Here is a 25,586-nt window from a genome sequence, read left to right as displayed (position 1 = left end):
CGCAAGTGGGGGGCGTCAGGCGGAGGACCAGGCGGGGAAGGGGTCCGGCAGGCGGCCCATGGCGCCTGCGCCGGCGCGCCATTCCTCATCCGTCAGCAGCGTGGCGTCGAGCTCGGCGCGCAGCCTCGCCTCATCCATGCCGATGCCGATGAAGACGATCTCCTGCCGCCGGTCGCCCGTCGGTTCCACCCAGAGGCCGCGGATCATCTCGCGCCAGGCGGGGTCCTCGGGCCAGCGCTTCTCCTCGATCGCCGCCCACCAGAAGCCTGCCCCCTGGTGGCGGCCCATGCGGCCGGCGAGTTGCCATTCGCCCACCCATGCCGGGCGTGTCGCCAGCCAGAAGAAGCCCTTGGCGCGCACCACGCCGGGCAGGTCGCCCTCGATCAGCGCCTTGAAGCGCGCCGGATGCACCGGCCGCCGCGCGCGCCAGACGAAGCTGGTCACGCCGAATTCCTCGCTCTCCGGCAGATGCGCGCCCGACATCGCCTGCTGCCAGCCGGCCGCCGCCTGCGCGCGTTCCATATCGAAGCGGCCGGTGCCCAGCACCTTGGCGAGCGGCACCCGGCCATGCGCGGTGGAGAGGATTTCGGCCGTCGGATTGAAGGTGGCCAGCAGGGCGGCGAGGCGGCCCAGCTCCTCGGGCGTGACGAGATCGGCCTTGTTCACCACGATGGTGTCGGCGAATTCCACCTGCTCGATCAGCAGGTCCACCAGCAGGCGGTGATCCTCCTCGCCCGCGCTCTCGCCGCGGCTCCGCAGCGTGTCGGCGCTGGCGTAATCCTCCAGGAAGGCCCGGGCATCCACGACCGTCACCATGGTGTCGAGCCGCGCCACATCGCCCAGGCGGAAGCCGCTTTCCGTCGTGAAGTCGAAGGTGGCGGCGACGGGCATGGGCTCGCTGACACCTGTGCTCTCGATCAGCAGCGCGTCGAAGCGCCCCTCGGCGGCGAGCTTCGCCACCTCCTGCATCAGATCCTCCCGCAGGGTGCAGCAGATGCAGCCATTGCTCATCTCGACCAGCTTCTCCTCGGTGCGGGAGAGGGTGCCGGTGTTGGAGACGAGGTTCGCATCGATGTTCACCTCGCTCATGTCGTTCACGATGACCGCGACGCGCTGGCCTTCGCGATTGGCGAGGATGTGGTTGAGCAGCGTCGTCTTCCCCGCCCCGAGGAAGCCGGAGAGGACGGTCACGGGAAGCGGCTTCGTCATGCGCAGCACTCCGGTTCGTCAATGCAGAAGACAAGGCGCGAGCGCTGCGCCTCGGGAAGATGGGAAAGCGGCGGGGAGCGGTGCAGCGTTGTGGCCCCCTCGCGCTTGCGGCCGCGGAAAAGGGCGACGGCGCAGCGCGGCACCTCCTCGATGCCGGCGCCGGAATCCGGGTCGCCCATGCTCCATTGGGTGCCCGGGCCGGCATAGGTGACGAGCAGCCGGAAGCCCACGGAATCCACATGGAACTTGCGGCAGGCATCGCCGGTGATGCCGTCGAAGCGCAGCCGCACATGGTCGTTGCGGGTCAGCGCCGCGAACATGTGCGACAGGCGCAGCATGTCCGACAGCAGGTCGATCGGCGCGCCGGCGGGCAATTGCTCGCAGATCAGATCGAGCGCCGCTTCGGGCGTGCCCTCGGCCAGGGCGCGGAAGGGGCCGGCCTGGCGCAGCGGTTTGAGCGGGCGCGCGAAATGCGCCGGCTCCTCCCGCAGCCAGAGGGCGAGCGCCACATCGGGGCGGAGTGCGGTCAGCAGCACCGTCTCGGGCGTGCCGATCACCGCGCGAGGCGGGGCGTCGTGCTGGCTGGCCCCAGGGCCGAAGGCTTCGCAGAAGAGAGGCATACATGTGATATTATAACATACGTCTCACAGCACAAGCCCTCACCTTGCCCTTTCGCCCGGCCCGGCCTATCCGCGCGGGCATCGCAGCAGGAAGGACCGACCCATGCCCGCCATTGCCGACATCATCGCCCGCGAAGTGCTCGACAGCCGCGGCAACCCGACGGTGGAGGCGGAGGTGATCCTGGATGATGGCAGCCGCGGCCGCGCCGCCGTCCCCTCCGGCGCCTCCACCGGCGCGCATGAGGCGGTGGAGCTGCGCGACGGCGACAAGGCGCGCTATGGCGGCAAGGGCGTGCTCAAGGCCGTCGCCAATGTGGAAGGCGAGATCTTCGACGCCATTGGCGGCCTGAACGCGGCCGACCAGGTGAAGATCGACCAGATGATGATCGAGCTGGACGGGACGCCCAACAAGTCGCGCCTCGGCGCCAATGCGATGCTGGCGGTCAGCCTCGCCACCGCCAAGGCGGCGGCGCAGGCGCATGGCCTGCCGCTCTACCGCTATGTGGGCGGCGCCTATGCGCGCACGCTGCCGGTGCCGATGATGAACATCATCAATGGCGGCCAGCACGCCGACAACCCGATCGACATTCAGGAATTCATGATCATGCCGGTCGCCGCCGGCAGCATCGCGGATGCGGTGCGCGTGGGCTCCGAGATCTTCGCCGCGCTGAAGAAGCAGCTGCACGCCGCCGGCCACAACACGAACGTCGGCGACGAGGGCGGCTTCGCCCCCAATATCGGCAGCGCGGACGAGGCGCTGGCCTTCATCGCCAAGGCCTGCGAGGCCGCCGGCCACCGCGTGGGCGAGGACGTCATGTTCGCCCTCGATTGCGCCGCGACCGAATTCCACAAGGACGGCGTCTACGACATGGAGGGCGAGGGCAAGAAGCTCGATGCCGCCGGCATGGTGGCCTACCTCGAGGGCCTCTGCGCCAAGTGGCCCATCATCTCCATCGAGGACGGCATGTCCGAGGATGACTGGGCGGGCTGGAAGCTGCTGACGGACCGCCTCGGCGCCAAGGTGCAGCTGGTTGGTGACGACCTCTTCGTCACCAACCCCGAGCGCCTCGCCATGGGCATCGAGCGCGCCACGGCCAACTCGATCCTGGTGAAGGTGAACCAGATCGGCACGCTGACCGAGACGCTGGAGGCCGTGGATATGGCGCACCGCGCCAGCTACACGGCGGTGATGAGCCACCGCTCGGGCGAGACGGAGGATTTCACCATCGCCGACCTCGCCGTCGCCACCAATTGCGGGCAGATCAAGACCGGCTCGCTCAGCCGCTCGGACCGGCTGGCGAAGTACAACCAGCTGATCCGCATCGAGCAGGATCTGGGGCCGGCGGCGCGTTATGCGGGGCGGACGATCCTGAAGCGCTGAAAAAAAGCCTCCGGCGGCCGGGGCCGAGAGGCCCCGGACCCCGATCCTTGGCGCAGGCTGCGCGGATCAGCCCCCATCCTCCAGGTCTTCCAGGAGGAAGGGGCCGTAATGGTCCAGCACGCTGGCGAAGGCCGCCTCGCCATATTCCTCGTCCATCGCATCCTTGAGGTGGGCCAGCGCCGCTTCGCCCTGGAATTCCGGCAGCAGAGCCTCGCGCAGGAAGGCTTCGGGGCCGGCGATGGCGGCGCACACATCCTCCATGGCGTGGATCGCGAAGCTGCGATCCTCGGGGAAGAGGATGTGAAAGCCGTTCCGATGCGCCTCGAAGAAATTGGAGATCAGCGCTGCTTCGGCCGGGATATGCCAGACGGCCGTAGGGGAGGTGATGGTGCTCGCGCTTACAAAGGTTCCCTACAAGTCGGGGATTCCGCGGCGCTGGAGCGCCGCGGTCAGCGGTGCGAAGAACGCCAGTGGTTCGCTGTACCGGAGGTCCCGGTGCTGAAGCAGCTGGACGCGCCAATCATGCTCGCCGCGCCACGCATTGCTGAGACGTGTTCCGGGTAGGCCTGAACGCGTGTTGAAGACCTCCAGCATCTCGAAGGCTCTGTCCCGCAGCGCCAACTGTGCCGATCGGCCATCCACATGGACCATTCCGCGCATGATGTCCGTGTTGCAACGGGCTGGCAGGTCATTATTGCCAGCCTGAACCATGATGTTCCCTCCTAGTCAGCCAAGCGATGGCGAATTTTGTGAATCGTCAGCCATCGCTCGCGGCCATCAGGCAGCACAATTCGCTGCTGCACATCCATGGCGGGGAAGGGTGTGTCTCGGAATGTCGTGCTGCGCCTGACGGTGATTTGCCTGTTCTCATCCAGACGGTAGATCAGGGTGTCTCCATCGACGCGCGGTTCCCCCCGCGGATGCAAATCACGGATGTCGCGCTCGCGCAGCCTTGGTCCGCCGTCGCGGCGCCACTGGAATTCGCCCCTTGCAACAAGGGCTTCTCCGGATCGGGCGTCGTCAGCCGGTCCCGCAGCAGCCGGTCAAGGCGCTGGCCAACCTCGTCCTCCGGCGCGGCGGGCGGCGGCAGGGTTGGCCGCGGGGTGCGCCGATCCTCATTGTTCGGCCGCCGTCCTCGCCCGCCCCGGCCATCGGCCGGGCCACGCCTCAGCCGGTTCAGCAGGGATTGTCGCCAATTCGCTTACTGGATGGTCCCGGGCGGCAGGGCGCCAGGGTCGGCCCCGGTGCCACCTGGCGGCGGGCTGCGCCAATGGCCGGCGACGGGTTTGCCCTCCCGCCGATAGGGCCGCACCCAGACGGCGCCGCGGGCGGCACCATCGCGCGGACGGAGCGCGCCGAAGCCGCCGCGGACCCAGGCGGCGAAGGCGTCGCGCTCCGGGTGGCCGTTCTGCCAATAGCGTGGCTCGCGCATGGCGCTTCGCAGATCCACTTCGGTGATGCGGATGGAATTGGCCATGGGATCTCCTTTCGGAGCAGACCATATTCCTATTTTATCTAGAAAGCAATAAAATCCTATGCCTTGTGTTCCTTCGAGCCAAAGCCACGCCGGAAACCCTTGCATGCGCCGCCGGATGGTGATTCTGTCGGATTCGCGCGTCGGGGGATGCGCTCCTGGGGGCATTCATGAATTTCGGGCGGTGGTTGATCCGCATGCTGAAGCTGCTGGTGCCGCCGGTCATCCTGGCGAGCATCGCGGCCTTCTTCGTCTGGCACGCCTCGCATGGGGATCGCGGCCTGATCGCGCGCGAGCAGCGCCTGGCCGAGATCGCCGCCGCGCGCCTGGAGCGCGACCGCGCCACCGCCGAGCGTGAGGCGGCCGAGCGCCGGGTGAACGCCATGCGCGGCGACAAGCTCGATCCCGACCAGTTGGAAGAGCGGGCGCGGGCCATGCTGAATCTGACGACGCGCGAGGAGATCGTGATCCCCTATCCGCCCGGCCAGCGGCTTTTCTGAACAATCAAAGGCTTCGACCGATTGTTGCGCTGCGGCATCGCCAAGGACGTTAACCGATAATCAGTTAATCGTCGCATTGCGTTGCAATGCAACGGGATTTTGCCATCCCTTCCATGCTTGCACAGCCTCCCGGGGCGGCGTAATCAGCGATGATCACGCAGGGAGAGATCCATGGCCGCCAAAGCCCCACCCGCCAAGCGTCGCGCCAAGGGCGCGGCCGAGCAGCCCGCGATGGGGCGTGACGCGCTCCTCCAGGCCTATCGTGACATGCTGCTGATCCGCCGCTTCGAGGAGAAGGCGGGGCAGCTCTATGGCATGGGCCTGATCGGCGGCTTCTGCCATCTCTACATCGGCCAGGAAGCGGTCGTGGTCGGCATGCAGGCGGCACTCAAGCCCGGCGACCAGGTCATCACCTCCTACCGCGACCACGGCCACATGCTGGCCACCGGGATGGAGGCGCGCGGCGTGATGGCCGAGTTGACCGGGCGCATCGGCGGCTATTCGCGCGGCAAGGGCGGCTCCATGCACATGTTCAGCCGCGAGAAGGGGTTCTATGGCGGCCATGGCATCGTGGGTGCCCAGGTCTCGCTCGGCGCGGGCCTTGCGTTTGCCAACATGTATCGCGGCAATGACCATGTGGCCGTCGCCTATTTCGGCGAGGGCGCCTCCAATCAGGGCCAGGTCTATGAGAGCCTGAACCTCGCCGCGCTGTTCAAGCTGCCCTGCATCTTCGTGATCGAGAACAACAAGTACGGCATGGGCACGAGCGTGGACCGCGCCTCCGCCAGCCGCGACCTCTCCCAGAACGGCAGCCCCTGGGGCATCCCGGGCGAGCAGGTGGACGGCATGAACGTCATCACCGTGCATGAGGCGGCGCAGCGCGCGGTGGCGCATTGCCGTGCGGGCCTCGGCCCGTATCTGCTGGAGATGAAGACCTACCGCTATCGCGGCCACTCCATGTCCGACCCCGCGAAGTATCGCACGCGCGAGGAGGTGCAGAAGATGCGCGAGCAGCATGACTGCCTGGAGACCGCGCGCGCCATGCTGCTCGGCCAGGGTGTCACCGAGGCGGAACTCAAGAAGCTTGATGACGAGGTGAAGGTGATCGTCCAGGACAGCGCCGATTTCGCGCAGGAATCCCCCGAGCCGCCGGAGAGCGAACTCTGGACCGACGTTCTGCTGGAGGCCAAGTAAGATGGGTGTCGAGATCCTGATGCCGGCGCTGAGCCCCACCATGACGGAGGGCAAGCTCGCCAAGTGGCTGAAGAAGGAAGGCGATGCGGTGAAGGCCGGCGACGTGATCGCCGAGATCGAGACCGACAAGGCGACCATGGAAGTGGAAGCCGTGGATGAGGGCACGCTGACGCGCATCCTCGTGCCCGAGGGCACCGAGAATGTGGCGGTGAACGCCCCCATCGCGGAGCTGGATGGCGGTGGTGCCCCCAAGGCCGCACCTGCCCCCGTGGCCGCGCCCGCGCCGGTTGCGGCCGCCCCCGCGACGGTTCCCGCGGCGCCGCGCGCCGTGAGCGCCGAGAAGGATTGGGGCCCGACCAAGAGCATGACGGTGCGCGAGGCGCTCCGTGACGCCATGGCCGCCGAGATGCGCAGCGACCCCGATGTCTTCCTGATCGGCGAGGAGGTCGCGCAGTACCAGGGCGCCTACAAGGTCAGCCAGGGCCTGCTGGACGAGTTCGGCCCGAAGCGCGTGATGGACATGCCCATCACCGAGCACGGCTTCACCGGCATGGCGGTGGGTGCGGCCTTCACCGGCCTCAAGCCCATCGTCGAGTTCATGACGTTCAACTTCTCGATGCAGGCGATCGACCAGATCATCAACTCGGCCGCCAAGACGCTCTACATGTCGGGTGGGCAGCTGGGCTGCCCCATCGTCTTCCGCGGCGCCAATGGTGCCGCGAGCCGCGTCGCTGCCCAGCACAGCCAGTGCTACGCGAGCTGGTACGCGCATTGCCCGGGCCTGAAGGTGGTCGCACCCTGGAGTGCGGCGGACGCCAAGGGCCTGCTGCGCGCCGCCATCCGCGACCCCAACCCGGTCATCTTCCTGGAGAACGAGATCCTCTACGGGCACAGCTTCGAATGCCCGACCGACGAGGATTTCATCCTGCCCATCGGCAAGGCCAAGGTGGAGCGCGAGGGCACGGACGTCACCATCCTCGCCTTCTCCATCATGGTGGGCATGGCGATGCAGGCCGCGGAAAAGCTGGCCGAGCAGGGCATCAGCGCCGAGGTGATCAACCTGCGCAGCCTCCGCCCGCTCGACATCGACACCATCGTGGCGAGCGTGAAGAAGACCAACCGCGTGGTGACGCTGGAGGAGGGGTGGCCCTTCGCCGGCATCGGCGCCGAGCTTGCGATGCAGATCATCGAGCATTGCTTCGACGATCTGGATGCCCCGCCGGTCCGCGTGCATGGCCTCGACATCCCGATGCCCTATGCCGCGAACCTTGAGAAGCTGGCCCTGCCGCGCGTCGAACAGGTGGTGGATGCCGCCCGTTCCGTGACCTATCGCTGAGAGGAGCGCGACAGATGGCGACCAACATCCTGATGCCCGCCCTCTCGCCGACGATGACGGAGGGCACCCTTGCCAAATGGCTGAAGGCCGAGGGCGACACGATCAAGGCGGGCGACGTGATCGCCGAGATCGAGACCGACAAGGCGACCATGGAAGTGGAAGCCGTGGATGAGGGCGTGCTGGGCAAGATCCTGGTCCCCGCCGGCACCGAGGGCGTGAAGGTGAACGCGCCCATCGCCGTGCTGGTGGAGCCGGGCGAGGCCGCGCCAAGCGGCGCCGCGCCGGCCGCGCCGAAGCCGTCCGCAGCGGCGCCCGCACCCGCCGCTGCGCCGGTTGCGGCGCCCGCTGCCGCTCCCGCGGCGCATGCCGGCGAGCGCGCCATCGCCTCGCCGCTCGCCAAGCGCATGGCGGCGCAGGCGGGGCTGGACCTCGCTTCGATCAAGGGCTCGGGCCCGCAGGGTCGCATCGTGAAGGCCGATATCGAGGCGGCGATGAACCGCCCCGCTGCCGCCGCCGCGCCCGCCCCGGCCGCCGCCGCCCCGGCCCCGGCTGCCGCCCCCGCGCCGCGCCCGTCTGCCGCCCCGGCGCCGGTCATCGGCGCGACCACCGCCGTGCCCAACAGCAGCATGCGCAAGGTGATCGCCCGCCGCCTGTCGGAGAGCAAAGCCACCATCCCGCATTTCTACGTGGCGATGGACATCGAACTCGACGCGCTGATGAAGCTGCGCGCCGACCTCAACGCGCAATCGCCCAAGGACGGTCCGGGCGCCTTCAAGCTCTCGGTGAACGACCTCATCATCAAGGCCAGCGGCGTGGCGCTGCGCCGCCATCCGGGCGTGAACGCCGCCTGGACGGATGAAGCGATCCTGCAGTTCAACGAGGTGGACATCAGCGTGGCCGTCGCCATTCCCGATGGCCTCATCACGCCCATCGTGAAGGGCGCGGACCGCAAGGGCCTCGCCACCATCAGCAACGAGATGAAGGATCTCGCCTCGCGCGCCAAGGCCGGGAAGCTGAAGCCCGAGGAGTTCCAGGGCGGCGGCTTCTCCATCTCCAACATGGGGATGTATGGCGTCAGCCACTTCGCGGCCATCATCAACCCGCCCCAGGCCGGCATCCTGGCCGTGGGCGCCGGCGCGCAGCGCGCCGTGGTGAAGAATGGCGCGCTGGCCATCGCCACCGTCATGACCTGCAACCTCAGCGTGGACCATCGCGTGATCGATGGCGCGCTCGCGGCGGAATTCATGGCGACGCTGAAGGGGCTGATCGAGAACCCCCTCTCCTTGATGCTGTGACTTTCCCCACGAAGTCTTCGCCGGTTCAACGACGCCCTTGGCGTCGCCGCGCCACCGAAGCCTTCGCGGGGGGGCCGGATGGGCTCCTGGATTTTCATCGTTGTTCCTCCCGCCACGGCAAAGCCGCGGCGGGGCCCCGCAATGGGCGTGTTGGGAGGTAAGGCTTGGCCTGGCGTGACGCAGCCATTGGGGATGTGGACGAGGTCTTCCGCCTCGTGCGTGGGCTTGCCGAATACGAGAAGCACCTCGCGGAGTTCCACGCGACGCCGGATGATTTCCGGACCTGGCTCTTCGGGGAACGCCCGGCGGCCCAGGCCATGCTCGCGGAACTGGGGGGCCGCGCCGTCGGCGTCTGTGTCTGGTACCGCACCTTCGCGAGCTTCCTCGGCCGGCCCGCCATCTGGATCGAGGATGTCTTCATCGAGCCGGCGCATCGGCGGCAGGGCCTGGGCAGCGCGGTGTTCCGCCTGCTCGCCGCGCGCGCGGTGGAAGAAGGCTGCGCCGCGCTGGAATGGAATGTGCTGGACTGGAACGCCCCCGCCATCGCCGCCTATCGCGCGATGGGGGCGGTGCCGCGAGAAGAGTGGACGGATCAGCGGGTGAGCGGCCAGGCCCTCATCCGGCTTGCAGGAAAGGGCTGAACAATGGCCGAGAGTTTCGACGTGGTGGTGGTGGGCGGCGGGCCCGGCGGCTATGTCGCCGCCATCCGCGCCTCACAGCTCAAGATGAAGGTGGCGCTGGTCGAGCGCGAGAACCTGGGCGGCATCTGCCTCAACTGGGGCTGCATCCCGACCAAGGCGCTGCTGCGCGCGAGCGAGATCAACCACCTGCTGCACAGCCTGGATAGCTTTGGCTTCGCGGCGGACAATATCCGCTTCGACTTCGCCAAGGTCATCAAGCGCTCGCGCGGCGTGGCGGCCCAGCTCTCGGGCGGCGTGAAGCATCTTCTGAAGAAGAACAAGGTCACGGTCTTCGACGGCCATGGTGCCCTGGCCGGCCCCGGCAAGCTCTCCGTCACCAAGGATGGCAAGCCGGTGGCGGAACTCGCCGCCAAGCACATCCTGCTCGCGACCGGCGCGCGCGCGCGCGTCATCCCGGGCATGGAGCCGGACGGCAAGCTCATCTGGTCCTACCGCGAGGCGATGACGCCGACCGCCCTGCCGAAGAAGCTGATCGTCGTCGGCTCGGGCGCCATCGGCTCCGAATTCGCCAGCTTCTATCTCAACATGGGCGCCGAGGTGACGCTGGTCGAGGTGATGGACCGCATCCTGCCCGTCGAGGATGCCGAGATCAGCGCCTTCGTCCGCAAGGCCTTCGAGAAGCAGGGCATGAAGATCATCACCAATGCGCGCGTCCAGGGCGTGCGCAAGGGTGCCGATGACGTGACGGCCGTGATCGAGGCCGATGGCAAGGTGACGGAGCTGAAGGCCGACCGCCTGATCTCCGCCGTCGGCATCGTCGGCAACACGGAGAATCTCGGCCTCGAGGGCACGAAGGTGGTGGTGGACCGCACCCATATCGTGACCGACGCCATGGGCCGCACCGGCGAGCCGGGCGTCTATGCCTTCGGCGACATCACGGGCGCCCCCTGGCTCGCGCACAAGGCGAGCCATGAGGGGATCATCTGCGTGGAAAACATCGCGGGCCTGCACCCGCACGCGATGGACATCACGAACATCCCAGGCTGCACCTATTGCCGACCGCAGGTGGCCTCGGTGGGCCTCACGGAAGCCGCGGCCAAGGCCAAGGGGCATGAGGTGCGCGTCGGCCGCTTCCCCTTCATCGGCAATGGCAAGGCCATCGCGATGGGCGAGCCCGAGGGCTTCGTGAAGACCGTCTTCGACGCCAGGACCGGCGAGTTGCTGGGCGCCCACATGGTGGGCCCCGAGGTGACGGAGATGATCCAGGGCTACGGCATCGCCCGCACGCTGGAAACGACCGAGGCCGACCTCATGCACACCGTCTTCCCGCATCCGACGGTGAGCGAGGCGATGCATGAGAGCGTGCTCGACGCCTATGGCCGCGTAATACACATCTAACCGCCCTCAAACGCCGGGCGCGCGCTCCGCGCGCTTGGCTTCGCCGCGCCCCGGCCGCGCCAGGTCAATAGGGCGGTTGGGCGGCGCCGGCCGCGTTGCGGCCGAATTCTCGGGGCAGAGCACCCGATTTTGGTGGTTCGGCGTGGCGGGCCGGGGCTGTGATTGCAGCCCGGCGCGCTATATGGGGAGGCATCATGGCCCGCATCGAAATCGACCATCGCCAGGACAAGACCACCAAGCGGGGCGCCGAGCGCCACCCGGAAAAGGCCGCGCGCCCCGACAACCCCATCCAGCGCAAGCCCGCCTGGATCCGTGTGAAGGCGCCCACCCACCCGATCTACCACGAGACGCGCGCCCTGATGCGCGACAACAAGCTCGTCACCGTCTGCGAGGAAGCGGCCTGCCCGAATATCGGCGAGTGCTGGTCCCAGCGCCACGCCACCATGATGATCATGGGCGAGACCTGCACCCGCGCCTGCGCCTTCTGCAATGTCGCCACCGGCATGCCCAACCCGCTGGACCATGACGAGCCGCGCCGCGTGGGCGATGCCGTGGCCAAGCTCGGCCTGCGCCACGTCGTCATCACCAGCGTGGACCGCGACGACCTGGCCGATGGCGGCGCCGAGCACTTCGCTGAGACCATCCGCGCCATCCGCGCCGCCGCCCCCGAAACCACCATCGAGATCCTGACGCCCGACTTCCTCCGCAAGGAGGGCGCGCTCGAAGTCGTCGTCGCGGCGCGGCCGGATGTGTTCAACCACAACCTCGAAACCGTGCCACGCCTCTACCCCACCATCCGCCCTGGCGCGCGCTACTACCACTCGCTGCGCCTGCTGGACCGCGTGAAGCAGCTGGACCCCTCCATCTTCACCAAATCCGGCATCATGGTCGGCCTGGGCGAGGAGAAGATCGAGGTGCAGCAGGTGATGGACGATCTGCGCTCGGCGGAGGTGGATTTCCTCACCATCGGCCAATACCTGCAGCCCAGCGTGAAGCACGCCGCCGTGGCCCGCTTCGTCGAGCCCGCGGAATTCGAGGATTACGCGAGCCTCGCCCGCGCCAAGGGCTTCCTGCTGGTCTCCGCCACGCCGCTGACCCGCAGCTCCTATCACGCGGATCGCGATTTCGCCGAACTGCGCGCCGCGCGCGAGAAGATGCTGGCCGCCTGATGCCCACCCACGCCGAGAAGCGCATCCTGCGGCAATCGCCGGACCAGGTCTTCCAGATCGTGGCCGATGTGCACCGCTACCCGGAATTCCTCCCCTGGTGCGCCGCCGCCCGCGTGCTGAGCCGCGACGAGCAGCAGCTCGTGGCGGACCTCACCATCGGCTTCAAGATGTTCCGCGAGACCTTCCGCAGCGAGGTCGCGCTGGATCGCCCGGGCCTGGTCCAGGTGAAGTATCTCGACGGCCCCTTCCGCTACCTGAACAACACCTGGCGCCTCAGCCCCGTGCCGCAGGGCACGGAGGTCGATTTCTTCGTGGATTTCGAATTCCGCTCGCGCGTGCTGCAGGCCGTGATCGGCACCGTCTTCAACGAGGCGGTGCGCGTCATGGTCCGCGCCTTCGAGCGCCGGGCCATGGCGATGCATGGCCGTGTGCCGGCCGCCGGGGCGACGACGCCCGTCCGGCCTGCCTGATCAGAAGTGGATCAGGCTGGGCGCGAAGAAGCCCAGCATCATCAGCCCGAAGCCCACGGCCCCCAGCGCCCCCGCCAGCCAGACCAGCAGCACCACGCCCGTGATGATCGAGGCGGAGGCGACGACAATCGCCACCTGGAAGCCCGCGCTCGAGTATTCGAACATATGGTACTTATCCATGTTCTTGTCGCGCCGCGCCTCGGCCGTGCGGGCGCGGGCCATGAGTTCGCGCCGGCCTTCACCCGTTTCGGGCTCGCTCTCCCAGCGGGCGGCGGTGTTGGTCCAGCGCTCCCGCTGGGCGGTGGTGGCGGCGGAATTCGCCTCGGTGCGGGTCAGTTCGGCCTGCTCGGCGGCGGTGCGCACCTGGGTCTGGCGGATGGTGCGGGCCTGGAAGAAGGACCAGAGATTCGCCGCCTCGATATTGGCGTTCAGCGCCTCCGTCTGCGCCGATTTCGCCCCCACCTCGGCCAGTGCGAGGAACAGCGCCAGGATCGCGATCACCAGGGCGACGCCCTTGTTCTCGCCGCCGTGATGCGCGCCATGTCCACCAGCCATGAAAACCCTCCCCAGATGTGCGGACGGGGGGATGCCACAGTCGCGCGCGTCGCGCTACCGTGGACGCATGGTCCAAGCTCCCACCTTCGCCCGCTCCACCTCCTTCGCGCCCGCCCGCCCGCCCAAGGGCGCGCCGCCTGTGCGCATCAACCTCTATTCGGACACGCAGACGCGCCCCACGCCCGCCATGAAGGACGCGATGATGCGCGCCGAGATGGGCGACGAGCAGCATGGCGACGACCCCACCGTGCACGAGCTGTGCGACCGCATGGCCGCGCTGATGGGCAAGGAAGCCGCCATGTTCCTGCCGAGCGGGACCATGTGCAACGTGATTGCCATCCTCACCCATTGCGGCAAGGGCGATGAGGTTCTGGCGCATGAGACCAGCCACATCCTGCACAGCGAGGGCGGCACGCATGCCGCACTCACCGGCGTGCAGATCCTGCCGCTGAAGGGGGATCGCGGCCTCTTCACCGCCGATGACGTCCGCGCCGCCATCCGCCCGCGCACGCGCTACGCGCCGCCGCAGAAGCTCCTCGAGGTCGAGCAGACCGCCAATATCGGCGGCGGCGTGGTCTGGCCGCTGGAGCAACTGAAGGCCGTCACCGCCGTCGCGCGCGAGCAGGGCTGGAACACCCACATGGACGGCGCGCGGCTGATGAATGCCTGCGTCGCCGCCGGCATCGCCCCCGCGGACATGGTGGCGGATTTCGACAGCGTCTGGCTCGACTTCACCAAGGGCCTGGGTGCGCCGCTCGGCGCCGTGCTCTGCGGCTCGGCCGAGTTCATCGGCCAGGCCTGGCGCTGGAAGCAGCGCCTCGGCGGCTCCATGCGCCAGGCCGGCTTCGTCGCCGCCGGCTGCATCTATTCCCTCGACCACCACATCGAGCGCCTGGCCGAGGACCATGCCAACGCCAAGGCCCTGGCCCGCGGCCTGCGCCAGATCGAGGGCGTGGTGGTGGAGGAGCCCGACACCAACCTCGTCTTCTTCGACATCAAGGCGACGGGCGTGACGGTCGAGCAGCTGCAGCAGCGCCTGATGGCCCAGGGCATCATGGTGAGCGGCCTTGGCGGCCGGGTGCGCGCCTGCACGCATCTGGACGTGACGGCCGAGATGATCCCGGACGCCGTGACCGCGATCCGCGAGGCCCTGGCTGCCTGACTTCGCCCGTCAACGCCGCGGCGCGCGGGCCGACCGCAGCGGCCGCGACGCCGAGGCCATCGCCCGCGCCGCGCTGCTGGCCGAGGGCTGGCAGGTGCTGGCCGAGCGCCACCGCACCCCGGCCGGCGAACTGGACCTGATCGCGGAAAAGGACGGCCTGCTCGCCTTCATCGAGGTGAAGGCCCGCCCGAGCTGGCGCGAGGCCGCCTTCGCCCTCACACCCCGCCAGCAGGCCCGCCTCATGGCCGCGGCGGAGATCTGGCTGGCCCACCACCCGGGCCATGGCGGGCGCGGAATCCGCTTCGACGTGATGCTCGTCGCCGCCGATGGAAGCGTGCGGCGGATCATGGACGCGCTTCGCGAAACATGACGTTCCGGCAAGGCTCTGTGACAGCTTGTTGCGCCTGCCGCTTTCGCGTTGACCACCCCGGGGCGCAGGATCAGATTGCCCCCATGAGCCTGCGTGCAACCCTGCCCGACGCTCGGCGTCGGAGATGAACATGTTGGACCGCCCGATCCCGATCGAGGCGCCGCAGGAGGCCACCGCACCCCCATCGCCCCGCCGCCGCTGGCTCTGGCCCGTGCTTTGGGTCGTGGTCCTGGCCGCGGGCGGCGTGGCCGCCGTGATGTGGCGCCAGGCGAACCCGCCCCCGCCGCCGCCGGCCCGCTCAGTCGCCGTGCCGGCGCTGACCGTCGCCGCCGGCCCCGTGGTCACGCGCCGACTGGCCGGGACCGTGGTGGGCGATGGTTCCATCGTGGCCTGGCAGGAACTGGTGATCGGCACCGAGGTGGGCGGGCTGCGCATCGTCGAAGCCCCGCTGGACGAGGGCATGCCTGTCCGCGCCGGCGAATTGCTGGCCCGCCTGGATGACAGCGTGCTGGCCGCGCAGGCCTCGCAGGCCCAGGCCGCGATCGGCGAGGCCGAGGCCTTCCTCGATTTCGCCCGCCAGGAGGAGGCCCGCTCCGAGACGCTGGTCCGCAGCCAGACCGGCTCCCGCCAGGTGCTGGAGCAGCGCCAATCCGCGACCCGGCAGGCCGAGGCCCGCCTCGTATCCGCCCGCGCGCGCCTCGCCGAGGTCGAGACCCGCATGGCGCAGACGCGCATCCTCGCACCCACCGATGGCCTCGTCTCCCGCGTCTCGGTCCGCATCGGCGCCGTGCCGGGGCAGGGGCAGGAGCTGTTCCGCATCCTGCGTGACAACCGGCTGGAGCTGGAGGCCCGCGTGCCCGAGCTGGAGCTGGCCGATGTCCGTGCCGGGCAACGCGCCACGGTGCGCCATGGCGGGCGCGAGATCGCGGCCGAGGTGCGGCTCGTCGCCCCCGTCGTCGCCGCCGAAACCCGCCTCGGCCTGGTCCGCATCGCGCTGCCCTCCGATTCCGGCCTGCGCCCCGGCATGTTCGCCCGCGCCGAGATCCAAGGCACCTCGCGCGAGGCGTTGATGGTCCCGGCGTCGGCCATCGTCTTCCGGGAGGGCGCGCCCCAGGCCTTCGTGCTGCCCGAGGGGGCCGAGCGTGTGACCATGCGCCGCCTCGTCACCGGCGCGCGGCAGGATGGCCTGGTCGAGATCACCGAGGGGCTGCGCCCCGGTGAGCGCGTCGTCACCGCCGGCGCCGGCTTCCTGGTGAATGGCGATCTGGTGCGCGTCGCGCCGTGATCGAGGAGAAGCATCGCAACATCTCGGGCTGGGCCATCCGCAACCCGGTGGCCACCATCGTGATCTTCCTGCTGCTGACGGTGGCGGGCCTCTTCTCCTACCCCTATCTGCGCATCAACAACTCGCCCGACATTGATCTGCCCGCCGTCGTCGTCTCCGTCGTGCAGCAGGGCGCCGCGCCTTCCGAGCTGGAAACGCAGGTGACGCGCCGCGTCGAGGATGCTGTGGCGGGCCTCGGCGATGTGAAGCGCATCTCCTCCACCGTCGTGGATGGCAGCTCCACCACCGTCATCGAATTCACCCTCGGCAAGAACATTGATCGCGCGACGAATGACGTGCGCGACAAGATCGCCCAGATCCGCGCCGACCTGCCCGCCGGCATCCGTGACCCGGTGATCACGCGCGTGGAGGCCACGGGCGGCGCCATCGTGACCTTCACCATCGCCTCGCCGCGCATGACCGTCTCCGAACTGAGCTGGTTCGTGGATGATGTGGTGGCGCGCGCCATGCTCTCCGTGCCCGGTGTGGCGCAGATCAACCGCGTGGGCGGCGTGGAGCGTGAGATCCGCGTGGCGCTGCGGCCCGAGCGGCTGGTGGCTCTCGGCATCACCGCCAACCAGGTGAACGCGCAACTGCGCGACCAGAACATCAACCTGGCCGGCGGGCGCGGCAATATCGGCACGGGCGAGCAATCCATCCGCACGCTGGGGGCCGCCGTCACGGTCGCCGATCTGCGCGAACGGCGGATCATCCTCAGCAATGGCCGCTTCGCGCGCCTTGGCGACATCGCCGATGTCGAGGACGCGACGGCCGAAGTCCGGACCGCGGCCCGCCTCGATGGCCGCCCCGTCGTCGCCTTCGAGATCCTGCGCACGCGCGACAGCTCGGAGGTGCGCGTGGCCGAGGGCGTCATGGCCAAGGCGCGCGAGGTGATGGCCGAGCACCCGGAGGTGACGATCAACGTCGTCACCACCACCGTCACCTTCGTGCTGGCCGGCTTCCATGCGGCGGTGGAGGCGCTGATCATCGGCGCGCTGCTCGCCATGCTCGTGGTCTATCTCTTCCTGCGCGACTGGCGGGCGACGGTGATGGCGAGCATCGCCATGCCGCTCTCGCTCATTCCCACCTTCTTCGTCATGTATCTGCTGGGCTTCTCGCTCAACAACGTGACGCTCCTGGGCCTGACGCTGGTGGTGGGCGTGCTGGTGGATGACGCGATCGTGGAGATCGAGAACATCGTCCGCCATATCCGGCAGAACCCCGGCATCAGCGTCTATCGCGCGGCCCTGGACGCCTCCTCCGAGATCGGCCTCGCGGTCATCGCGACCACGGCGGCGATCCTCGCCGTCTTCGTCCCCGTCGCCTTCATGCCGGGAATCCCGGGCCAGTTCTTCCGGCAATTCGGGCTGACGGTGGCCGCGGCCGTCGCCTTCTCGCTCATCGTGGCGCGGCTGCTCACACCCTTGCTCGGCGCCTATTTTCTCAAGCCGCACCACGCGCCCGAGCCGCCCGACTCATGGCTCGCCAAGCGCTACTACGCGCTGCTCGCCTGGTGCCTGCGCCACCGGCTGACCACCATGGCCGGCGGGATCGGCTTCTTCGCGCTCTCCGTGGCCCTCGTGCCCTATATCCCGCAGGATTTCGTGCCCGGCGCGGATCGCGGCCGCTCCTCCATCGCGATCGAGTTGGCGCCCGGCGCCTCGCTGGCCGACACCGAGCAGGTGGTGCAGCAGGCGACGCGCATCCTGAAATCACGACCCGAGGTCGTCTCCGTCTTCGCCAGCATGGGCACCTCCAACACCGGCGTGGGCGGGCCGGGCCTCGGCAGCACCACCCGCGCGGGCGATCCGCGCACGGCAAACCTGACCGTGACCCTCCTGCCGCGCAGCGAGCGCCGCGTGACGCAGAACCAGTTCGAGGCCGCGGTGCGCCCGCTGCTGGACGTGATCCCCGGTGCCCGCGTGCGCTTCGGCGCCGATGGCCAGAGCGGCGCGCGGCTGCAGATCACGCTGGTCGGCGCCGATGGCGCGGCGCTGGCGGAGGCCGCCCGCAAGCTCGAGACCGAGATGCGTGGCCTGCCGCAATTGGCCGGCGCCCGCTCCACCGCCTCGCTCGCGCGGCCCGAGCTTCAAATCAGGCCGATTGAGGACCGCGCGGCGGAGTTGGGCGTCTCGCCCGCCAGCATCGGCGCCACGGCCCGCATCGCCACCATCGGCGATGTGGACCAGCTGCTGCCGCGCTTCACCCTGACAGACCGCCAGATCCCCATCCGCGTCATGCTGGATGAACGCGCCCGCGCCGACCCCGAGGCGCTGCGCGGCCTGCGCGTGGAAGGCCGCGCCGGCATCATGGTGCCCATCGAGAGCGTGGCCGAGATCGGCCATGGCGCGGGCCCCGCGCAGATTGACCGCCTGGGCCGCCAGCGGAAAGCCACCGTGGAGGCCGAGCTCAACGGCCTGCCCCTGGGCGAGGCGGTGAAGCTGGTCAACGCGCTGCCCATCATGCAGCGCCTGCCGGAGGGCGTGCGCGAACAGGCGACGGGCGACAAGGAAGTGATGGCTGAGCTCTTCGGCGGCTTCGCCATCGCGCTCGGCACCGGCGTGCTGCTGGTCTACCTGGTGCTGGTGCTGCTCTTCGGCGGCTTCCTGCAGCCGCTGACCATCATGAGCGCGTTGCCGCTCTCGCTCGGTGGTGCCTTGATGGCGCTGCTCATCGCGCAGAAATCCCTCGGCGTCTCGGCCGTGATCGGCGTGCTGATGCTGATGGGCATCGTCGCCAAGAACTCCATCCTGCTCGTCGAATACGCCATCATGATCCGCCAGGAAGACGGGCTGGGGCGCGAGGCCGCCATCATGGAAGCCGCGCGCAAGCGGGCGCGGCCCATCGTGATGACGACCATCGCCATGGTCGCCGGCATGGCCCATATCGCGGCCGGCATCGGCGCCGACAACGAATTCAGGGCGCCCATGGCGCTGGTGGTGATCGGCGGGCTGATCACCTCCACCTTGCTGAGCCTGATCTTCGTGCCGGTTTGCTACCTCTATGTGGACCGGTTCGAGAGCTGGATCGCACGGCGCTTCCGGCCGAAGACGGCGCCACAGCCGGCGGAGTAAAACAAAAAGGGCCTCCGGCGGCTGGGGCCGAGAGGCCCCAGACCCCAGGAATTGGTGCCCACATGACACGTCCGTTCTATCATGAGGGGATGCGGGAATGGCAGGACGCGACCGACGGGCGGCGCGTCGCGGATGCGCTCGAAGAACGCCGGCTGCACCGCGCGTTCTGGGAGGAGGATCGGGCGCTGATCACCAGCGCGCCCTTCTTCTTCATCGCCACCGGGCACGGCGAACACATGGATTGCAGCATCCGCGCGGGCGATCCGGGCTTCGTCACCATCCTGGACGAACGCACGCTGGAATGGCCCGAATATGACGGCAACTCGATGTTCCGCACCCTCGGCAACATCGCGCGCAATCCTAATGTCGGCCTGCTGTTTCTGCGCTTCGACGGGCAAAGCCGGCGCCTGAGGATCAGCGGCCGCGCCAGCATCCACGGCGTGCAAAGCCGCGTCGTGCGGGTGGAGTGCCTGGAGATCTACCCCAATTGCCCGCGCTACATCCCCGATCTCGCGACCGGTACGCCCTCGCCGCATGTGCCGCGCCCGGGCCACGAGCCGCCCGCCCCCGAATGGAAGCAGCGCGATTACATCCGGGATATATTGCCGGCGGATGATCCCTTCCGGCCGAAGTGAGAGGGATCATTTAGGTATTTTTTCTTGACTTTGGAGCAGATCCATGCCAGATGAAGCGAAGCCAAGGCACAGCCGCGTCCGCACCTGGTTCTGCGGGGTCCTTGCCGGTCTGGCGGCGGCGTATCTGTTCCATGTTGTCAGCGAGGCCTTCGACGAGGCCTTTGGGCCTCCTGAGGCCCAGTTGATCGTGACCTCCGAAGCGCCTCTGCTGGATGTTCACGTCAACTACGATGGCCGCGTGATCGCGTCACGGCCAGGGCTGCCCCGGGGAAGCGAGCCAAGTTACGCGCTGTTCCCGATGATGCGGACGCGCAAGTTCGAGCCACTCCTCCAGATTTCATGGCGAACCGCGAGCGGGCAGCGATCGCTCTCGCAGCCGATGCGGCAGTTCGATTCAGGTCGCCTGTGTCTCTACGTGCTGCGTCTCGATCAGGCGGGCGATCCCGTTCCGCCTGAACCGCCAGATTCGCATTCCCCCTTCTGGTGGACTTGCCACTCCTCCTAAGACTTGAGCGAGGGCTACTCATGGAGATTTGACGATGAGTGAATGGATGTTTTGGCGGTCGGTTGGCCGTGCTGCGGAACGCGAAGCGGAAGCCTAGCCGCTGCCCGGCTACTTCGATGGCCCCGCGGATGCTTACCGGCACATCGTTGGTACTGCGGAGCTGCGCCGGCGTTTCGGCTGGGCGATCGCTTACGGCATCGTCACGGGAAATGAGGTTTTGGGAACGCACATCTCCCGACATTCTCCTGAACTTCGCAGGATGGACGATCACAACAACGCCATCGGACTCGCCATCGGGGCGGATGCGCAAAGTTACGAGGAGATCGTCCGCCGCGCCCGCGCTGCGGTGGATGACGGAATCCGAAATGGTGGCTCGGGTGCCGGGCAAACACTGGTGTGGACGCCGCAAGAACAGTGGAGAGAGCCTCGCGACCGGCCGAAGATGGATCGGCCTTTGCCCGTCGAATGGCCGGACGCCATCCCCTCTGCGGCGGCCTATCGGTTTGGCGATGAGCGCTTCGGCGCGGATCGCGCGTTTCGCCAGGGAACGCCGCGCGAGCGGCAGGCCGCCCTTTTTGAGCGGCTGGAGGCGACGCCCACCGCGGAATGGTCCGAGGCGGATGTCCGGGGCGTCATCGCCTCTCCCACCTATCGCAACTCTGCGGCGGTGGAGCACAAGATGTGGCGCGAGCGCGTGCGCCGGTATTTCGAGCAGCGCGCGGAAGGCCAGGACCAGGCCGCCGCGGAGGATGATGCCGATGGCGTCGCCCAGGTCCGCGCCCATACCCGCATGGGCCCCTCCGGCCCCATCCAGGTGCCTGCCCACGAGCGTGCTGCGCCGGGCCCATAGTTCCGGTTTCCAAAGGCCCCCGGCCTTTGGTGGGTGGTCCGGAGGGCAAAGCCCTCCGGTGCTTCAGCCGAGCTGCTTCAGCCCCTGCTGCAGATCGGCGATCAGATCCTTCACATCCTCCAGCCCGATATGGATGCGCAGCATCTGCCCGCCGAAATCGCCGGTCCCGGCGGTGCGGGTGATGAAGCCCGTGGTGGGCAGCGCCAGGCTCTCATATCCGCCCCAGCTCGCGCCGATGCCGTAGAGCTTCAGCGCGTTGATGAAGCGGAACATGTCCTCCTGGCTGTACTTCGCGTCCAGCACCACGCCGAAGAGGCTGCAGCCGCCATTGAAGTCGCGCTTGAACAGCGCGTGCTGCGGGTGGGAGGGCAGGGCGGGGTGCATCACCTTCGCCACCTGCGGCTGGGCTTCCAGCCACTTCGCGACCTCGATGCTCGCCGCCTCCTGCGTCCTGAGCCGCACCGCCATGGTCCGCACGCCGCGCAGCGCCAGCCAGACGTCATCCGGCGAGGCATAGTGCCCGATGGTGGAGGCCGCGGCGCGGACGATCAGGTGATCCTCCTCGCTGTTCACGGTGACGCTGCCCAGCAGGATGTCCGAATGGCCGCCGACATACTTGGTCAGCGCCTGGATCGAGACGTCCACGCCGTGCTGGAAGGGCTGGAAGGTGTGGATGCCCCAGGTGTTGTCCATCAACACCTTGCAGCCCCGCGCATGGGCGGCGCGGGCGATGGCCGGAATGTCCTGGATCTCGAAGGTGTGGGAGCCCGGGCTCTCGGTATAGACCACCTTGGTGTTGTCCCGGATCAGCGCGGCCATGCCCGCCTCATCCACGCAGGGGTCGTAGAAGGTCGTCTCGATGCCCCAGTTCTTCAGCAGCGTGTTGGCGATGTTGCGCGCCGGGCCATAGACGCTGTCCGGCATCAGGCAATGATCGCCGGTCTTCAGATAGGCCATCAGCGGCAGGGTGACGGCGGCGAGGCCGGTGCCCACGATGGTGCAACGCGTGCCGCCCTCGATCTCGCAGATCACATCCTCCAGCGCGTAGTGGGTCGGCCCCCCCTGCGTGCCATAGGTCATGAACTGCTCGTAGCGCTTGGCGGCCCCGTCGCGCCGCGCTTCGGCGGTGGGGAAGAGCACGGTGGAGCCGCGATGCACGCCGGGGTTCACGAAGCCGTGGATGCGCACACCGGGCCGGCCCGCATGGCTCATGCGGGTGGAGAAGCCGTGGTCGTGGGAATCGGTCATCAGGCGGTGGCTTTCACGGTTTCGGGGCGGCTCGCCCATTCGGTCCAGGAGCCGTCATAGACGGCGGGCTCAGGCAGCCCGGCGCGGACGGCGCCGAGGGTGAGGATGCAGGCGGTGACCCCCGTGCCGCAGCTCGTCACCAGGGCGGGCGCGCCCTCGGCGCCGGCGGCGGCGAAGCGCGCGCGCAGCGCATCGGGCGGCAGCATGGTGCCGTCGGCCGCGAAGAGCTCGTTGAAGGGGATGTTGGCCGCGCCGGGCATATGGCCGGAGGGCAGGCCAGGGCGCGGCTCGGGGGCCGTGCCCTTGAAGCGCCCGGCGGCGCGGGCATCAAGGACGAGGGCCGATTTGTCCGCCAGCACGCGCTTCACATCGCCGATGCCCATGACGCGCCCTGCCACGAAATCCGCCACATAGGTGGTGGGCTTCGGCGCCGCCGGCGCGCCCGAGGCGACGGGCCGCCCCTCGCGCTGCCATTTGGGCAGGCCGCCATCCAGCACCGCCGCCTTCTCATGGCCGAAGAGGCGCATCAGCCACCAGCCGCGCGCCGAGGATTGCAGCCCCTTCTGGTCGTAGAAGACGACGCGGCTGGCGTTGGTCACGCCCATCGCGCCCATCAGCTTCTCGAAGCGGGCCGCACTCGGGATCATGTGCGGCAGCGTCGCATCCGGGTCGGCCACCACATCGACGTCGAAGAAATGCGCGCCGGGGATATGGGCTTCCACGAATTTGGTCGCGCCGTCGAAGGGCTCGTTCGGCAGGTATTTCGTGGTGTCGAAGACCAGGAGGTCGGGCGCGCCCAGATGTTCGGCAAGCCATTCCGTGCTGACGAGGTTGTCCACCTTATTCCTCCACCAATGCGATGCTGATGCGGCGATTCTGCCGCCCCTTGTTCTCGAGCTTGAGCACCTCCACGCGGCCGATCTCGCGCGTGCTCTTCACATGCGTGCCGCCACAGGGCTGCAGGTCCACCGGCGCGTCCATCGGCCCGATGCGCACCAGCCGCACGCGCCCCGCCCCGCGCGGCGGCTGCACGGAGAGCGTGCGGACCAGCCCCGGATTGGCGTCGAGCTCGGCTTCCGTGATCCACGTCTCGCTGATCGGATGGTCGGCGGCGATCAGCGCGTTGAGCTTCTCGGTGAGCGATTCCTTGGTGGGCGGCTCGGCCAGGTCGAAATCGAGGCGCGACTTGTCGGCGCCGATCTGCCCGCCCGTCACACCCGCGCCCGGGATCAGGCTGCATAGCAGGTGCATCGAGGTGTGCATCCGCATGTGCCTGTGCCGTCGCGCCCAGTCGAGCGTCAGCGTGACCTCGGCGCCGGGGATGGGGAGCGCACTGCCCTGGGCCAGCTTGTGCAGGATGGCCTCGCCCTCGCCCTTCACCGCCTCGGTGATCGCCGCCTCGCCGCCCGCCCAGCGCATCATGCCGGAATCACCGGGCTGGCCGCCGGCACGCGGGTAGAAATTGCTGCGGTCGGTGACGATGCCCGCCTCATCGGCGTGCAGCACGCGGGCGGTCGTCTCGCGCAGATAGGCATCGTCGCGGAACAGGGTCTCGGTCATGCTTGGGTCCATTCGGCGCGAAGCCGCGCGTGGTTCGCGCGCAGCCAGAAGAGGCAGAGGGCGCAGGTCGCGTTCTGGATGGCGTTGCGGTCCAGCATCGCGAAGGCCTCGGCCGCGGGGAGGATCAGCAGGCGGATATCCTCGCCCTCATGCACCAGGCCATGCGTGCCGGCGGCCTCGGGCTCCGGCAACCGTGCGCGGCCGCAATAGAGCTGCATCAGCTCGTCGCAGCCGCCCTGGAGCAGCATGTACTGGCCGATATGCTCGACCAGATCGGGCGTGACGCCGCCCTCCTCCATGGCCTCGCGCCGCGCCGCCGCCTCGGGCGGCTCGCCCGGCTCCAGCAGGCCCGCGATGCATTCCGTGTGGATGGGCGGCAGCCCGGCGGCGTGCACCGGCAGCCGGAACTGCTCGATCAGCGCGACCCGGTCCGACCAGGGGTCGAAGGGCAGCATGGCCACGCCGCCCGCACGGCGCCACAGCTCCCAGGTCAGCTCGGCCGAGCGGCTGCCGTCGAAGCGCTCATAGGTGAAGCGCACGCGCTGCAACGGGAAGCGGCCGGACCAGACGATCTCGTCGGCGCGGATCTCGAGGCCGGGATAGGGCTTGATGCGGGGGGCCTTGGCGGGCCGGTCCTCGGGGTCACTGGCGCTCATGTCGCGCCGACCGTAACTTGGCGGCCCACGCCCGTCCATGAGCCCCAGCTTGCAAATCACTCCCTCGGTCGCGACCCGCGCCAGCCGCCGTCGCGCCATCCTGTCCATCCTCGTGGCGGCCCTGCTGTTTGCCTTCGCCGCCTGCTGCGTGAAGGCGCTGGAGGGCGGCGTGCCGCTGGCGCAGGTGGTGCTGTTCCGCAGCCTCTTCGCGCTGCCGGTGCTGCTGCCGCTCTTGAGCCAGGCGGGCGGCTGGGCCGCCATCCGCACCCAGCACCCGATGGGCCATGCCTGGCGCACCCTGTTCGGCCTGATCGGCATGGCCGGCGCCTTCTACGGCTATGCCACCATGCCGCTCGCCACCGTGACCGCGCTCGGCTTCACCATGCCGCTTTTTCTCACCCTCCTGGCCGTGCCGCTGCTGGGCGAGCGGGTGGGCTGGCGGCGCGGCAGCGCGGTCATCCTGGGCTTCGCGGGCGTGCTCATCATGGTCCGCCCCACCGGCGCGGATGCGGCCGGCCTGGTGCCAAGCCTCATCGTGCTGGTGGCGGCCCTCGCCTGGGCCATGGCCATGATCACGATCCGCCGCATGGGCGAGGCGGGGGAGAGTGGTGTGACCATCGTGCTCTGGTTCGCCATCGGCTCCTCGGCCGTGGCCTTCCTGGCGAGCCTGCCCGGCTGGCTGTGGCCCACACCCTGGCAATGGCTGCTGCTGCTGGGGATCGGCGTCATCTCGGCGCTCGCGCAGCTCCTGATGACGGACGCCTATCGCGCGGGAGAGCCCACGCTGGTCGCTCCCTTCGAGTATTCCGGCATCATCTGGACCACGCTTCTGGGCGCCCTGATCTGGGCCGAGGCGCCGGATGGCTGGGACGGCCTCGGCATCCTCATCCTCGTCGCCTCCGGCCTCTACATCTGGTGGCGCGAGGTCCAGCTGGGCCTGAAACGTTGACAATGCTCCGC

Annotated in this window: 27 protein-coding genes; 17 read left to right on the top strand and 10 right to left on the bottom strand. The window is 68.8% G+C overall.

From position 1 onward, the window contains the following. Positions 1 to 15: 15 nt before the first annotated feature. A complete protein-coding gene (zigA, locus tag ACQ860_RS06465) occupies positions 16 to 1,209 on the bottom strand; it encodes a zinc metallochaperone GTPase ZigA (protein ID WP_431302591.1) in 1,194 nt (397 codons plus the stop codon). Further along, positions 1,206 to 1,829 carry a DUF1826 domain-containing protein gene (locus ACQ860_RS06460; RefSeq protein WP_431302590.1) on the bottom strand — a complete coding sequence of 208 codons (624 nt, stop codon included), beginning with the start codon at positions 1,827 to 1,829 and terminating at the stop codon, positions 1,206 to 1,208. The genes zigA and ACQ860_RS06460 overlap by 4 nt, the downstream gene beginning before the upstream one ends. A 103-nt stretch (positions 1,830 to 1,932) precedes the next feature. Here ACQ860_RS06460 and eno point away from each other — a divergent pair, with 103 nt between their 5' ends. Beyond that, on the top strand, positions 1,933 to 3,210 hold the full coding sequence (gene eno, locus ACQ860_RS06455) for a phosphopyruvate hydratase (protein ID WP_431302589.1): 1,278 nt from the start codon (positions 1,933 to 1,935) through the stop codon (positions 3,208 to 3,210). A 66-nt stretch (positions 3,211 to 3,276) separates the two neighbouring features. Here the strand turns inward: eno and ACQ860_RS06450 are convergent, their stop codons facing one another. The 3 genes from ACQ860_RS06450 to ACQ860_RS06440 form a co-directional block, all read right to left on the bottom strand. After that, positions 3,277 to 3,471, bottom strand: coding sequence for a hypothetical protein (locus ACQ860_RS06450; protein WP_431302588.1), 195 nt, complete (start codon positions 3,469 to 3,471; stop codon positions 3,277 to 3,279). Positions 3,472 to 3,621: 150 nt separating this feature from the next. Continuing rightward, a complete protein-coding gene (locus ACQ860_RS06445) occupies positions 3,622 to 3,921 on the bottom strand; it encodes a hypothetical protein (RefSeq protein WP_431302587.1) in 300 nt (99 codons plus the stop codon). Between the two features lie 490 nt (positions 3,922 to 4,411). Continuing rightward, on the bottom strand, positions 4,412 to 4,687 hold the full coding sequence (locus tag ACQ860_RS06440; protein ID WP_431302586.1) for a hypothetical protein: 276 nt from the start codon (positions 4,685 to 4,687) through the stop codon (positions 4,412 to 4,414). A gap of 194 nt (positions 4,688 to 4,881) precedes the next feature. Here ACQ860_RS06440 and ACQ860_RS06435 point away from each other — a divergent pair, with 194 nt between their 5' ends. The 8 genes from ACQ860_RS06435 (at position 4,882) to ACQ860_RS06400 (ending at position 12,687) form a co-directional block, all read left to right on the top strand. Next, positions 4,882 to 5,184, top strand: a complete 303-nt coding sequence (locus ACQ860_RS06435; protein WP_431305731.1) for an FtsB family cell division protein — start codon at positions 4,882 to 4,884, stop codon at positions 5,182 to 5,184. Between the two features lie 231 nt (positions 5,185 to 5,415). After that, positions 5,416 to 6,378: a pyruvate dehydrogenase (acetyl-transferring) E1 component subunit alpha gene (gene pdhA, locus ACQ860_RS06430; protein ID WP_431305730.1), complete on the top strand. Its 963-nt coding sequence runs from the start codon at positions 5,416 to 5,418 to the stop codon at positions 6,376 to 6,378. Position 6,379: 1 nt separating this feature from the next. Next, positions 6,380 to 7,714: a pyruvate dehydrogenase complex E1 component subunit beta gene (locus ACQ860_RS06425; RefSeq protein ID WP_431302585.1), complete on the top strand. Its 1,335-nt coding sequence runs from the start codon at positions 6,380 to 6,382 to the stop codon at positions 7,712 to 7,714. A gap of 14 nt (positions 7,715 to 7,728) precedes the next feature. Then, a complete protein-coding gene (locus ACQ860_RS06420; protein ID WP_431302584.1) occupies positions 7,729 to 9,009 on the top strand; it encodes a pyruvate dehydrogenase complex dihydrolipoamide acetyltransferase in 1,281 nt (426 codons plus the stop codon). A 164-nt stretch (positions 9,010 to 9,173) separates the two neighbouring features. Further along, positions 9,174 to 9,650: a GNAT family N-acetyltransferase gene (locus tag ACQ860_RS06415; protein ID WP_431302583.1), complete on the top strand. Its 477-nt coding sequence runs from the start codon at positions 9,174 to 9,176 to the stop codon at positions 9,648 to 9,650. 3 nt (positions 9,651 to 9,653) lie between these two features. After that, positions 9,654 to 11,048 (top strand): dihydrolipoyl dehydrogenase, encoded by a 1,395-nt coding sequence (gene lpdA, locus ACQ860_RS06410; protein WP_431302582.1) that lies wholly within the window; start codon positions 9,654 to 9,656, stop codon positions 11,046 to 11,048. Between the two features lie 194 nt (positions 11,049 to 11,242). Beyond that, on the top strand, positions 11,243 to 12,217 hold the full coding sequence (gene lipA, locus ACQ860_RS06405; RefSeq protein WP_431302581.1) for a lipoyl synthase: 975 nt from the start codon (positions 11,243 to 11,245) through the stop codon (positions 12,215 to 12,217). Then, the gene (locus tag ACQ860_RS06400) at positions 12,217 to 12,687 is read left to right on the top strand and encodes a type II toxin-antitoxin system RatA family toxin (protein ID WP_431302580.1); all 471 of its coding nucleotides are present in this window, start codon (positions 12,217 to 12,219) and stop codon (positions 12,685 to 12,687) included. Before lipA ends, ACQ860_RS06400 begins: the two co-directional genes overlap by 1 nt. Here the strand turns inward: ACQ860_RS06400 and ACQ860_RS06395 are convergent, their stop codons facing one another. Then, positions 12,688 to 13,242, bottom strand: a complete 555-nt coding sequence (locus ACQ860_RS06395; protein WP_431302579.1) for a DUF4337 domain-containing protein — start codon at positions 13,240 to 13,242, stop codon at positions 12,688 to 12,690. It lies immediately after the preceding gene. A 67-nt stretch (positions 13,243 to 13,309) separates the two neighbouring features. On the opposite strand from ACQ860_RS06395, the gene ACQ860_RS06390 reads away from it, so the two are divergent. From ACQ860_RS06390 to ACQ860_RS06360, 7 genes are all read left to right on the top strand, one after another. Next, positions 13,310 to 14,404, top strand: coding sequence for a threonine aldolase family protein (locus ACQ860_RS06390; protein WP_431302578.1), 1,095 nt, complete (start codon positions 13,310 to 13,312; stop codon positions 14,402 to 14,404). Beyond that, the gene (locus ACQ860_RS06385) at positions 14,397 to 14,774 is read left to right on the top strand and encodes a YraN family protein (protein ID WP_431305729.1); all 378 of its coding nucleotides are present in this window, start codon (positions 14,397 to 14,399) and stop codon (positions 14,772 to 14,774) included. Before ACQ860_RS06390 ends, ACQ860_RS06385 begins: the two co-directional genes overlap by 8 nt. A 130-nt stretch (positions 14,775 to 14,904) precedes the next feature. Next, positions 14,905 to 16,059: an efflux RND transporter periplasmic adaptor subunit gene (locus ACQ860_RS06380; RefSeq protein WP_431302577.1), complete on the top strand. Its 1,155-nt coding sequence runs from the start codon at positions 14,905 to 14,907 to the stop codon at positions 16,057 to 16,059. After that, a complete protein-coding gene (locus ACQ860_RS06375) occupies positions 16,056 to 19,172 on the top strand; it encodes an efflux RND transporter permease subunit (protein WP_431302576.1) in 3,117 nt (1,038 codons plus the stop codon). Before ACQ860_RS06380 ends, ACQ860_RS06375 begins: the two co-directional genes overlap by 4 nt. A 62-nt stretch (positions 19,173 to 19,234) precedes the next feature. Then, positions 19,235 to 19,807: a pyridoxamine 5'-phosphate oxidase family protein gene (locus tag ACQ860_RS06370; protein WP_431302575.1), complete on the top strand. Its 573-nt coding sequence runs from the start codon at positions 19,235 to 19,237 to the stop codon at positions 19,805 to 19,807. A gap of 43 nt (positions 19,808 to 19,850) precedes the next feature. Beyond that, positions 19,851 to 20,312, top strand: coding sequence for a hypothetical protein (locus ACQ860_RS06365; RefSeq protein WP_431302574.1), 462 nt, complete (start codon positions 19,851 to 19,853; stop codon positions 20,310 to 20,312). A gap of 217 nt (positions 20,313 to 20,529) precedes the next feature. Then, entirely contained in the window at positions 20,530 to 21,162 is a 633-nt protein-coding gene (locus tag ACQ860_RS06360) for a hypothetical protein (protein WP_431302573.1), read from the top strand. Positions 21,163 to 21,225: 63 nt separating this feature from the next. Here ACQ860_RS06360 and metC read toward each other — a convergent pair whose 3' ends face one another. From metC to ACQ860_RS06340, 4 genes are read right to left on the bottom strand one after another with little or no spacing between them, the layout of a single operon-like run. Continuing rightward, entirely contained in the window at positions 21,226 to 22,410 is a 1,185-nt protein-coding gene (gene metC, locus ACQ860_RS06355) for a cystathionine beta-lyase (protein WP_431302572.1), read from the bottom strand. Beyond that, positions 22,410 to 23,249, bottom strand: coding sequence for a sulfurtransferase (locus ACQ860_RS06350; protein WP_431302571.1), 840 nt, complete (start codon positions 23,247 to 23,249; stop codon positions 22,410 to 22,412). Before ACQ860_RS06350 ends, metC begins: the two co-directional genes overlap by 1 nt. Before the next feature lies 1 nt (position 23,250). Then, complete coding sequence (locus ACQ860_RS06345; protein ID WP_431302570.1) at positions 23,251 to 23,970, bottom strand: alanyl-tRNA editing protein; 720 nt, start codon at positions 23,968 to 23,970, stop codon at positions 23,251 to 23,253. Continuing rightward, complete coding sequence (locus ACQ860_RS06340; RefSeq protein WP_431302569.1) at positions 23,967 to 24,626, bottom strand: NUDIX domain-containing protein; 660 nt, start codon at positions 24,624 to 24,626, stop codon at positions 23,967 to 23,969. The genes ACQ860_RS06345 and ACQ860_RS06340 overlap by 4 nt, the downstream gene beginning before the upstream one ends. Positions 24,627 to 24,675: 49 nt before the next feature. Here ACQ860_RS06340 and ACQ860_RS06335 point away from each other — a divergent pair, with 49 nt between their 5' ends. Then, positions 24,676 to 25,575 (top strand): DMT family transporter, encoded by a 900-nt coding sequence (locus tag ACQ860_RS06335; protein WP_431302568.1) that lies wholly within the window; start codon positions 24,676 to 24,678, stop codon positions 25,573 to 25,575. Positions 25,576 to 25,586 lie beyond the last annotated feature (11 nt).

Origin of the sequence: Sediminicoccus sp. BL-A-41-H5, assembly GCF_050632405.1 — a bacterium.
Lineage (GTDB): Bacteria > Pseudomonadota > Alphaproteobacteria > Acetobacterales > Acetobacteraceae > Roseococcus.
This window is presented reverse-complemented; position numbering and strand designations above follow the sequence as displayed.

Bases quoted from the DNA above. Each gene is read 5' to 3' on its own strand.
- ACQ860_RS06450 (WP_431302588.1), bottom strand. From the start codon at position 3,471: ATGGAGGATGTGTGCGCCGCCATCGCCGGCCCCGAAGCCTTCCTGCGC.
- ACQ860_RS06435 (WP_431305731.1), top strand. From the start codon at position 4,882: ATGCTGAAGCTGCTGGTGCCGCCGGTCATCCTGGCGAGCATCGCGGCC.
- ACQ860_RS06400 (WP_431302580.1), top strand. From the start codon at position 12,217: ATGCCCACCCACGCCGAGAAGCGCATCCTGCGGCAATCGCCGGACCAG.
- metC (WP_431302572.1), bottom strand. From the start codon at position 22,410: ATGACCGATTCCCACGACCACGGCTTCTCCACCCGCATGAGCCATGCG.
- ACQ860_RS06340 (WP_431302569.1), bottom strand. From the start codon at position 24,626: ATGAGCGCCAGTGACCCCGAGGACCGGCCCGCCAAGGCCCCCCGCATC.
- ACQ860_RS06460 (WP_431302590.1), bottom strand. From the start codon at position 1,829: ATGCCTCTCTTCTGCGAAGCCTTCGGCCCTGGGGCCAGCCAGCACGAC.
- ACQ860_RS06445 (WP_431302587.1), bottom strand. From the start codon at position 3,921: ATGGTTCAGGCTGGCAATAATGACCTGCCAGCCCGTTGCAACACGGAC.
- ACQ860_RS06425 (WP_431302585.1), top strand. From the start codon at position 6,380: ATGGGTGTCGAGATCCTGATGCCGGCGCTGAGCCCCACCATGACGGAG.
- ACQ860_RS06420 (WP_431302584.1), top strand. From the start codon at position 7,729: ATGGCGACCAACATCCTGATGCCCGCCCTCTCGCCGACGATGACGGAG.
- ACQ860_RS06395 (WP_431302579.1), bottom strand. From the start codon at position 13,242: ATGGCTGGTGGACATGGCGCGCATCACGGCGGCGAGAACAAGGGCGTC.
- lpdA (WP_431302582.1), top strand. From the start codon at position 9,654: ATGGCCGAGAGTTTCGACGTGGTGGTGGTGGGCGGCGGGCCCGGCGGC.
- ACQ860_RS06380 (WP_431302577.1), top strand. From the start codon at position 14,905: ATGTTGGACCGCCCGATCCCGATCGAGGCGCCGCAGGAGGCCACCGCA.
- ACQ860_RS06345 (WP_431302570.1), bottom strand. From the start codon at position 23,970: ATGACCGAGACCCTGTTCCGCGACGATGCCTATCTGCGCGAGACGACC.
- ACQ860_RS06365 (WP_431302574.1), top strand. From the start codon at position 19,851: ATGCCAGATGAAGCGAAGCCAAGGCACAGCCGCGTCCGCACCTGGTTC.
- ACQ860_RS06370 (WP_431302575.1), top strand. From the start codon at position 19,235: ATGACACGTCCGTTCTATCATGAGGGGATGCGGGAATGGCAGGACGCG.
- lipA (WP_431302581.1), top strand. From the start codon at position 11,243: ATGGCCCGCATCGAAATCGACCATCGCCAGGACAAGACCACCAAGCGG.
- eno (WP_431302589.1), top strand. From the start codon at position 1,933: ATGCCCGCCATTGCCGACATCATCGCCCGCGAAGTGCTCGACAGCCGC.
- ACQ860_RS06440 (WP_431302586.1), bottom strand. From the start codon at position 4,687: ATGGCCAATTCCATCCGCATCACCGAAGTGGATCTGCGAAGCGCCATG.
- pdhA (WP_431305730.1), top strand. From the start codon at position 5,416: ATGGGGCGTGACGCGCTCCTCCAGGCCTATCGTGACATGCTGCTGATC.
- ACQ860_RS06390 (WP_431302578.1), top strand. From the start codon at position 13,310: ATGGTCCAAGCTCCCACCTTCGCCCGCTCCACCTCCTTCGCGCCCGCC.
- zigA (WP_431302591.1), bottom strand. From the start codon at position 1,209: ATGACGAAGCCGCTTCCCGTGACCGTCCTCTCCGGCTTCCTCGGGGCG.